The following is a 9324-nucleotide window of genomic DNA, read 5'->3' on the forward strand; positions in this document are numbered from 1 at the left end:
AACACCGCCTACGCATCCCGGTCTCCGCCATCGTCCGCACCGACGCCCGCCCCTCCCCCATCCTCACCACCCTGCTCGACAACCTCCACCGCAGCCGCTGATCACATCGGCCCCGTGTTCTCGCACGGGGCCGATGTTCATCGAGTCGGGTTCACCCTCGGCTCGTATCGGTCTCCCGATCGATGAAACTCGGGTCCACGGCTATGGCGCCGGTCAGCCGCCAGGCTCCGCGTTCGAAGATCAGATCGCCGGAGACGACGATCGGCTGTCGACTCCGGTGTGCGCGGATAGCCCATTCGTATTCCTCGCCCGCCAGTGGCACATGTACTTTCCGGAGGCGTCCGTCGACATGAGTCGACAGCACGATGCTGGTAGTTTCCGAGTCTCCGTCCCCGAGGTCGTCGCGATTGAGAGTGCGTACCGTTCCCAGAAGAATTTGATGCCTCGAAGGCTCCTCGCGGCGCACCAGTCTTTCGCGCACACGCGGCAGACCCGCCATCGCATTGCGGTCCACGACGATTCGCGAGATACCCACCTCGGGCGGGGGCGCGGCGGCTGCCCAGTCGAACGACAGATCCAGCGCGCGCAGCGCTTCCGGCTGGGTCAAATCCTGCACCGATTCCACCAGCGCCGCACTGAGCCCGAGCTGTCCGGCACAGTCGAGGGCGGCCTCGTCCCAGGTGAGCGCCAGTTGCCGAGTCGACCTCAATCCGGTGGCGAGCGTCGTCATCACTCTGCGAGGGAACGGCGCGCTGGCGTTCACCTCGTTTTCCGGCGACGGATCACCGAGCCGTGTGACCACCGTGAACACGAAACTCCCGCGTTTGGTGTGTCCGAATCGGATGTCCTCTTCGAGGAAGTTCGTCACGATCGCCGACCTGCTACCGCGATGGGAGTGAGTCGGATCATCGGCGGTCGTAGCGGCAGCCTTCATCATCGTGAACAAGGCCTCCAGCGACTTCTCCGCCTGGCGGAACGGGATGGTCGCATCGACCATTTCCTGATCGAGACGGACGAAGAACAGATCTGCCCGTGCAGCCGCGATTCGTTCGGCCAACACGGCCAGATCCCAATCGTAGATCGTGGCGAGCGCCTGGAGCGTCTCACTGAAACGTCGCGGAAAGTCGATGAAGTCGGTGGCCAAGGGCAGCATGATCCGGCCGCGAACACCGTCCGCACCGGGAAGCTTCCAGATTTCCTTGACATCGTGGTCGCGGGTCTCCAACTCCCACTCGTGGGTCGCTAGATACTGCGAAACGGCAGGCGGCGACAACGTGGACGCGATCTCACGGAGCGTGTCGAGCGGTGCGCTGTTCACCATTGCCCTCCTTCGCCTATGGTCCGCATGATGGCGTTCAACCCGTCTACGTCGAACAGATTCTTTCGCGGCAGATGGACCGTCTTGCTGCCCTTATCATCATCCATTCCTCCGAGATTTGCGGCGTACTCCCAGTACATCCGGCTCGAACTGGTCAATCCCGCCTCCGACAGGTCGACCAGTTCGTCGGGGTTCTCGGGGATCAACAGGACGGCGAGTAGGGCTGGGATATATCTCTTCGGATTCACCAGCTTGACGAATCGGTCGCGCTCCATCGACCAGGCCAGATGGTCGGCGCCCAGACGCCTGTGCTGTGTCGTGCACTTCAGCTGCATATCGAATTCCGGGCAGTAGTACTTCGAATACTCGGCGGAGGCGACGATCGTGATATCGACACCGTCATAGTCGGTCTCGTGACTCTTGATGGAACAACCTGCCGCGGCCGCGACGAGGCGGATGAATCCGAGACTGAACTGTTCTTGCCTCGCGGTGATAGGCAGTGCATCGCATGGAATCCCGGATTCCGCCGACTCCCGCCCACGGCTCGCCATGTCGATATCGGTCACGCATCCCCCTGCTCGAGTCCCCGGCACAAGCGCTGGACCACTCTAGCCCAATCCGCTTGCCCGTCCTGGCTTTTCGTTTCGATCACCACTGCGGTGGCGGTGTCGAAACGCGGAACGGCCCCGGACGGGTGTCCGGGGCCGTTCTGTGAATCGGTGGGGCGGAAGGGCTCAGCCCTTGTGCGCCTTGACCGCTTCGGTCAGCTGCGGGGCGACGTTGAACAGGTCGCCGACGATGCCGTAGTCCGCGATCTCGAAGATCGGGGCCTCTTCGTCCTTGTTGACCGCGACGATGGTCTTCGAGGTCTGCATGCCCGCGCGGTGCTGGATGGCGCCGGAGATGCCGAGGGCGACGTAGAGCTGCGGGGAGACCGTCTTACCGGTCTGACCCACCTGGAACTGGCCCGGGTAGTAACCCGAGTCGACCGCGGCGCGGGACGCGCCGACGGCGGCACCCAGCGAATCGGCCAGCGCTTCGACGACCGAGAACTTGTCGGCGGAACCGACACCGCGGCCACCGGAGACGACGATGCCCGCCTCGGTGAGTTCGGGACGATCGCCACCGGTGACGGTTTCGCGCGAGGTCACCTTGACGACGCCGTCTTCCTGCGCCGGAACCTCGACGGTGACCTTCTCGCCCGCGCCCGCCTGCGCCGACGCCTCGACCGCGCCCGGACGCACCGAGATCACCGGCACGTCGCCGGTGGCCTTGGCCTCGACGGTGAAGGCGCCACCGAAGATGGAATGCACGGCGGTGCCGTCGGCCTTGACGTCGATGACGTCGACCAGCAGGCCGGAGCCGATGCGGGCGGCGAGGCGGCCCGACACCTCCTTGCCCTCGGCGGTGGCGGCGACGATCACGGCGGCGGGCGAGATCGACTCGACCAGACCGGCCAGCACGTCGACCTTCGGGGTCACCAGGTAGTTCTCGACATCGTCGGATTCGGCGATGTAGATCTTCTCCGCACCGGCGGCGGCCAGCGCGTCGGCCAGCTTCTCGCCGGTGCCCGCGGCACCGAGTACCACGGCGGCGGGCTCACCGAGGGCGCGGCCCGCGGTGAGGAGTTCGGTGCTGACCTTCTTGATCGCACCGTCGGCGTGCTCGACGAGCACAAGTACTTCTGCCATTGTGTTCTCTCCTAAGCAGTCTCAGTCCCGGAGAGCGCGACGTTCACGTGACGACTCGTCCGGGTGCGGTTGTCCCGCAACGACGTGGCGACGATCAGATGATCTTCTGGCCGACGAGGTACTGGGCGATCTTGGTGCCGCCGTCGCCTTCGTCCGCGATCTTCTCGCCCGCGGTGCGCGGCGGCTTCGGGGTCGAGGCGGTGACGGTGGTGCCCGCGTTGGCGACACCGACGGTCGACGGATCGACGCCCAGGTCTGCCAGCGTCAGGGTCTGCACTTCCTTCTTCTTCGCGGCCATGATGCCCTTGAAGGAGGGGAAGCGCGGCTCGTTGATCTTCTCGGTGACCGAGACGATCGCGGGAAGGCTCGCCTCGAGCTTGAAGACGCCTTCGTCGGTCTCGCGCTCACCGGTGATCTTCTCGCCGTCGACGACGAGTTTGCGCAGGTGGGTCAGCTGCGGCAGGCCGAGGTATTCGGCGATGATCGCCGGAACCGCGCCCGCGCGACCGTCTGTGGCCTCGTTACCGGCGATGACCAGTTCGACACCCTCGACCTGGCCGAGAGCGGAGGCGAGCACCCACGCGGTCTGCACGGCGTCGGAGCCGTGGATCGCGGGGTCGTTGATGTGGATGGCCTTGTCGGCGCCCATGGACAGCGCCTTGCGGATGGCCTCGGTGGCGCGGTCCGGACCGGCGGCCAGCACGGTGACCTCGCCGCCCTGGGCCTCCTTGATCAGCAGCGCCTCTTCGACGGCGCGTTCGTTGATCTCGTCGAGGACGGCGTCGGCGGCCTCGCGATCGAGGGTGTAGTCACCATCGGTCAGCTTGCGCTCGGACCAGGTGTCAGGAACCTGCTTGATGAGTACGACGATGTTCGGCATCGGTCTTCGTCGACCTCCTGTTCTGGGGACGTGTATCCGGTGGTCGCACGAGCTTGGCCGTACGTCCGTGTGAGTAGCTCGGGCGTGACACTACCCTACGTTAAGTTACCCGTGGGTAACTTATGGGCGCAGCCCCCACAACAGCGGTCCGGGCTATATCGTGCGCGGGCCCTACCAGTAACGTCGGACCGATGAGCGAGGCTGTGATCCCTGCCGCACCGATCGACCCGACGGTCATGACTGCCCCCGGAACGGTCGCCGACACCGACCACCGAGACGGCGAGACGCTTCCGCTGACCGGCGAGCGCACCGTCCCCGGCATCGCCGAAGAGAACTACTGGTTCCGCAGGCACGAGGTCGCCTACGCCCGACTGCTCGATCGTTGCGCGGGAAAGACCGTGCTGGAAGCCGGATCCGGCGAGGGCTACGGCGCCGACATGATCGCGGGCGTCGCGGCGAAGGTGACCGGACTCGACTACGACGCGGGCGCGGTCGCCCATGTGCGCGAACGTTATCCGCGCGTGGAGATGGTCCAGGGCAATCTCGCCGATCTCCCCCTCGACGCCGATTCGGTCGATGTCGTGGTGAATTTCCAAGTGATCGAACATCTGTGGGATCAGGGTCAGTTCCTGAGGGAATGCCTGCGGGTGCTGCGCCCGGGCGGCGAACTGCTCATCAGCACACCGAACCGGATCACCTTCTCCCCGGGTCGCGACACCCCGCTCAACCCGTTCCACACCCGCGAACTCGACGCGGCCGAACTCGCGGAACTGCTGGTGGAGGCCGGATTCGAGGTGTCGCGAATGATCGGTGTGCACCACGGCCCGAATCTGCGCGCGCTCGACGCCAAACACGGCGGGTCCTTCATCGACGCCCAGATCGAGCGCGCGCTGGCCGGACAGCCGTGGCCCGCCGATCTCACCGCCGACGTCGCCGCGGTCACCATCGATGATTTCGCCCTGCTCGCCGAGGATATCGACGCGAGCCTGGACCTGGTCGCCATCGCGGTGAAGCCTTGAGCGAGGTACCCGGCCAGTTCACCCTCGTCCTGCACTCCCACCTCCCGTGGCTGGCCCATCACGGCCGCTGGCCGGTGGGCGAGGAATGGCTCTACCAGTCGTGGGCCGCGTCCTATCTGCCCCTCGTCGACGTCCTGAGAACCCTTGCGGCAGAAGGACGTTCCCATCTGCTGACGTTGGGCATCACGCCGGTTCTCGCGGCGCAACTCGACGATCCGCACTGCCTGGCGGGCATGCATCACTGGCTGGGCAACTGGCAGCTGCGCGCCGACGAGGCGGCGATGGCGGGCAATGTCGCGCTCGGACGTCACGAACACCGGCTGGCGGCACAGGCTCTCGCGGATTTCGAGACCAACTGGCGTCACGGCGCCGCGCCGGTGTGGCGACAGCTGATCGACGCGGAAACCATCGAACTGCTCGGCGGCCCGCTGGCGCATCCGTTCCAACCGCTGCTCGACCCGCGGCTTCGGGCATTCCAGCTGGCAGAGGGCCTGGCTGACGCGCATCAGCGCTGGGGTCACACACCGCGCGGCATCTGGGCTCCCGAATGCGGCTACACCCCGGGCATGGAGGTCGATTACGCCGACGCCGGTGTGACACATTTCATGGTCGACGGCCCCGCGCTGCGCGGTGACAGCTCGCTCGGCCGCCCGGTGCGCGAGTCCGACGTGATCGCGTTCGGACGCGATCTGCACGTGAGTTACCGGGTCTGGTCACCCAAATCGGGCTATCCGGGACAGTCCGCCTACCGTGATTTTCATCACTACGATCACGCCACCGGACTCAAACCGTCGCGGGTCACCGGCAAGTCGGTGGAGGGTCCGGACAAGGCGCCCTACGATCCCGAACTCGCCGCGGCTGCCGTCGGGCGCGATGTCGACGATTTCGTGCGGACCGTGGTGGAGCGACTGCGCTCGGAATCCGCGCGCATCGGCCGTCCCGCGCTGGTCGTGGCCGCGTTCGACACCGAACTCTTCGGCCACTGGTGGCACGAGGGGCCGCAATGGCTGGCCCAGGTGTTGCGCGCGCTGCCGGAGGCGGGCGTCACCGTCGGCACGCTGGCCGACGCGCGGGATCGCGGCTTCGTCGGTGATCCGGTGCCGCTGGCGGACTCCTCGTGGGGTTCGGGCAAGGACTGGCGCGTCTGGGCCGGGGATCAGGTCCGTGACCTGGTCGAACTCAACGACGAGATCGTCAGGCTGACCCTGGACACGGTCGACAAGATGCGCGAATCGCAGGGTGACGCGCCGTCGCTGCGAGACCCGGTCGCCGACCAATTGCTGCGCGAGGCCATTCTGACCGTCTCCAGCGACTGGGCCTTCATGGTCAGCAAGGACTCCGCCGCCGGATACGCCAGGGAACGCGCGCACCAGCACGCGCACGCGGTGCGGGAGATCGCCGCGGCCGTCGGCGCGGGCCAGGTCGCCAAAGCGGGGCAGTTGGCGGCAGGATGGGGGGCGGCAGACGGACTCTTCCCCGCACTGGACGCGCGACGACTCGGGGTTGGGCACCGGGCCACCGCGCCGGAGCAGGCTACCGCTGTCGGTTCGGACGACAGCACCGCCGAGTCGGGCGCCGCCGCGCCGGTCTCGGATGCGGAACGAGCATCCGCCTCAGTACCGGTTGGAGAAAAGCACATATGAAGATTCTGATGGTGTCGTGGGAGTACCCACCGGTCGTCGTCGGTGGGCTCGGCAGGCATGTGCACCACCTCGCCACCGAACTGGCCGTCGCGGGCCACGAGGTGGTCGTGCTGGCGCGACGTCCATCGGGAACGGATTCCTCGACCCATCCCACCCACTCCTTCATCGCCGAGGGCGTGCTCGTTGTCGCCGTCGCCGAGGATCCGCCGTGCTTCGATTTCGGCGAGGACATGCTGGCCTGGACGCTGGCCATGGGCCACGCCATGGTGCGCGCCGGTATCGCGCTGGGCAAACCGGGTATCGGCGACGGCTGGATCCCGGACGTGGTGCACGCGCACGACTGGCTCGTCGCCCACCCCTCCATCGCGCTGGCCGAATACTACGACGTGCCACTGGTTTCCACGATCCACGCCACCGAGGCCGGACGGCACAGCGGCTGGGTCGCCGGCAAGGTCAACAAACAGGTCCATTCGGTCGAATGGTGGCTCGCCAACGAATCCGACGCGCTCATCACCTGTTCGACGTCCATGCGCGACGAGGTGGAACGCCTCTACGGCCCCGAGCGCATCCCGATGACGGTGATCCGCAACGGAATCGACGTGGGCGCGTGGACATTTCGGCCGCGCGCGCCGCGATCGGGACCGCCGCGGCTGCTCTACGTCGGACGGCTGGAATACGAGAAGGGCGTGCAGGACGCGATCGCCGCGCTGCCCCGCATCCGCCGCGCCCACCCGGGAACGACACTGACCATCGCGGGTATCGGCACCCAGTTCGAATGGTTGCGCGAACGCGCCAGGGTGCACCGGGTCGCGCGCGCGGTCACCTTCGCCGGACAACTCGACCGCGAGGGACTGCTCGGCTGGCTGCACGGCGCGGACGCGATCCTGCTGCCCAGCCGGTACGAACCCTTCGGCATCGTCGCGCTCGAAGCCGCCGCGGCGGGAACCCCGCTCATCACCTCCACCGCGGGCGGCCTCGGCGAGGCGGTCATCGACGGGGTGACCGGCGCTTCCTTCGAACCCGCCGATGTGGACGGCCTCGTCGAGGCGGCCCGGGCCACCCTCGACGACCCCGCCGCCACCCAGGACCGGGCCTACGCGGCACGGGAGCGGCTCACCGCCGATTTCGCCTGGGATGTGGTCGCCAAAGAGACCGCGCTGGTCTACTCGTCGGCCAAACGCCGGGTGCGCAATCCCCTCGGACGCCCGAATATCGTGGAACGTCCACTGCCGGAACGCGATCCGAACCAGCCGAGCTGACCGTTCGTGCCCGCTACTTCTCGGGCACGAACGCGAAGACCTCACCGAGGCGGGTGGCGAGGACGACCTCGCCGTCCGCCGAGATCGACGTCCCCGTCGTCGTGCCCTCGGCTTCTGGCAGCACATCGGAGTCGATCGTGTCGCCGGTCCGCGTATCGAAGGTGATCAGATTCAGTCCGGCGCCGATCGCCGCGACGGTATAGCCGGTATGGCCCGCGGTCTGGACCGGGGTCCCGCGCAGCGCGAGATCCTTACGCTCCCAAGCGATCTCGGATGCCTCACCCTTGTCGCGCAGCGCGAGCAGATAGCCTTCGTCCCCGGCGGGGATCACCAGGCCGTCCGGGGAGACCGAGATGCCGCCGCGCGGAGCGAAACCGAGCGAACGCACCCACCTGGTGCGACCGTCGGCGGCGTCCACCGCGATCAACCGACCCGAGTTGTCACCGACGTAGATGGTGGCGCCGTCCGGGGAGACCGCGGGACTCGTCCCACTTCCGCCGGACAGCACATTCGCCCGCCACTCCTCGACCACCTTGCCGTCGCGGTAGCGCAACGCCACCAACGCCGCCACGGGTTCACCGGGCTGCCACAGCGTCAGGAAGAAACGGCCGGAATCGGCGTCGACGGCGGAGATATTCGCCACCGAACACTGCGGACCACCGGTGAGACAATCATCGAGGCCCTGGCCGGAAACCGGACGGGCCAGATCCGGATGGGCGAGGAAATCCGGCTCGCCCAGCAACTGGACGGTCGTCACCTCACGATGACCGGTCTGCCTGCTCAACACATCGACCTGACCGGACTGCGTCACCGTCAACAGATTCCCGTCACCGGTGAACTGCACCGAAACCGGAACCCCCGCAACGGGAGTGCGCCAGCGCGGCTGCCCGAGATTGTTGAACGAATTCACCCCGCCGTCGTCACCGACATAGACATTGCTGACCCCGTCGACCACCGAAGGCGAAGAGACCGCGCTCGGACCCAACTGACTACAGAAACGTTTACGCCCCGTCGGCATCTGGAACGACAGCATCGCGCAACCATTGGCGGTGCGGGTGGTGAGGAACAACTGCCCCTCCGAGCCGATCGTCACGGGACGCGTGATCGGCCCACCCGACGGGCGCGACCAGCTCAGCGCCATCCTCTTGGCGCCCGTCACCGAGGTGGCGCCGCCGTTGCGGCCGTCGTGATACGCGGCGGGCCAGCCGACACCCGCGCCGACGGTGATGTCATCGACATCGGTGCCGCAGCCGGTGACCACGAGCGCGCCGAGAGCGGATAGGACGAACGCGCGCATGGGGAGACGCGGCTTACCGGATCCAGCCCGTACGCTGCCGATTCGCACCTGCTGTTCTCCCCTCGGGTCGTTGGCCTCGACAGTGTATTCGGCGGCCCGGGGGCCGCGGGTTCGCGGCCCTTGTTGTCTCGCGTCCGAGCGGTCGATACTCGCGCCTTCGGCGCATTGTCTCGACCGCTCGGACGCGAGACGGCCGCGAACGGGCGCTCGTCAGGCT

General features: G+C 67.1%; 8 protein-coding genes. 3 read left to right on the top strand and 5 right to left on the bottom strand.

From position 1 onward, the window contains the following. Positions 1-151: 151 nt before the first annotated feature. The 4 genes from JZ792_RS39715 to JZ792_RS39730 all read right to left on the bottom strand — a co-directional run bounded on the left by JZ792_RS39715 (position 152) and on the right by JZ792_RS39730 (position 3889). Positions 152-1321 (bottom strand): hypothetical protein, encoded by a 1170-nt coding sequence (locus JZ792_RS39715; protein WP_216918047.1) that lies wholly within the window; start codon positions 1319-1321, stop codon positions 152-154. Continuing rightward, positions 1315-1884, bottom strand: coding sequence for a DUF4365 domain-containing protein (locus JZ792_RS39720; protein WP_216918048.1), 570 nt, complete (start codon positions 1882-1884; stop codon positions 1315-1317). The genes JZ792_RS39715 and JZ792_RS39720 overlap by 7 nt, the downstream gene beginning before the upstream one ends. A 168-nt stretch (positions 1885-2052) precedes the next feature. Then, entirely contained in the window at positions 2053-3009 is a 957-nt protein-coding gene (locus JZ792_RS39725; RefSeq protein ID WP_109528131.1) for an electron transfer flavoprotein subunit alpha/FixB family protein, read from the bottom strand. Positions 3010-3103: 94 nt separating this feature from the next. Then, entirely contained in the window at positions 3104-3889 is a 786-nt protein-coding gene (locus tag JZ792_RS39730; RefSeq protein ID WP_109528132.1) for an electron transfer flavoprotein subunit beta/FixA family protein, read from the bottom strand. Positions 3890-4125: 236 nt separating this feature from the next. Here JZ792_RS39730 and JZ792_RS39735 point away from each other — a divergent pair, with 236 nt between their 5' ends. Genes JZ792_RS39735 through JZ792_RS39745 form a run of 3 tightly spaced genes read left to right on the top strand, consistent with a single transcriptional unit; the run spans position 4126 to position 7810 of the window. After that, positions 4126-4908, top strand: a complete 783-nt coding sequence (locus JZ792_RS39735; protein ID WP_254191013.1) for a class I SAM-dependent methyltransferase — start codon at positions 4126-4128, stop codon at positions 4906-4908. After that, entirely contained in the window at positions 4905-6551 is a 1647-nt protein-coding gene (locus JZ792_RS39740; protein ID WP_254191011.1) for a 1,4-alpha-glucan branching protein domain-containing protein, read from the top strand. Before JZ792_RS39735 ends, JZ792_RS39740 begins: the two co-directional genes overlap by 4 nt. Further along, entirely contained in the window at positions 6548-7810 is a 1263-nt protein-coding gene (locus JZ792_RS39745; protein ID WP_216918050.1) for a glycosyltransferase family 4 protein, read from the top strand. The genes JZ792_RS39740 and JZ792_RS39745 overlap by 4 nt, the downstream gene beginning before the upstream one ends. Before the next feature lie 13 nt (positions 7811-7823). Here JZ792_RS39745 and JZ792_RS39750 read toward each other — a convergent pair whose 3' ends face one another. Continuing rightward, on the bottom strand, positions 7824-9107 hold the full coding sequence (locus JZ792_RS39750) for an outer membrane protein assembly factor BamB family protein (protein WP_216918051.1): 1284 nt from the start codon (positions 9105-9107) through the stop codon (positions 7824-7826). Positions 9108-9324 lie beyond the last annotated feature (217 nt).

This window comes from Nocardia noduli (assembly GCF_019038455.1).
Classification (GTDB): Bacteria; Actinomycetota; Actinomycetes; order Mycobacteriales; family Mycobacteriaceae; genus Nocardia; species Nocardia noduli.

What these genes read in the sequence shown, in the direction of transcription:
- JZ792_RS39735 (WP_254191013.1), top strand. Translation starts at nt 4,126, where the DNA reads ATGACTGCCCCCGGAACGGTCGCCGACACCGACCACCGAGACGGCGAG.
- JZ792_RS39745 (WP_216918050.1), top strand. Translation starts at nt 6,548, where the DNA reads ATGAAGATTCTGATGGTGTCGTGGGAGTACCCACCGGTCGTCGTCGGT.
- JZ792_RS39725 (WP_109528131.1), bottom strand. Translation starts at nt 3,009, where the DNA reads ATGGCAGAAGTACTTGTGCTCGTCGAGCACGCCGACGGTGCGATCAAG.
- JZ792_RS39715 (WP_216918047.1), bottom strand. Translation starts at nt 1,321, where the DNA reads ATGGTGAACAGCGCACCGCTCGACACGCTCCGTGAGATCGCGTCCACG.
- JZ792_RS39730 (WP_109528132.1), bottom strand. Translation starts at nt 3,889, where the DNA reads ATGCCGAACATCGTCGTACTCATCAAGCAGGTTCCTGACACCTGGTCC.
- JZ792_RS39750 (WP_216918051.1), bottom strand. Translation starts at nt 9,107, where the DNA reads ATGCGCGCGTTCGTCCTATCCGCTCTCGGCGCGCTCGTGGTCACCGGC.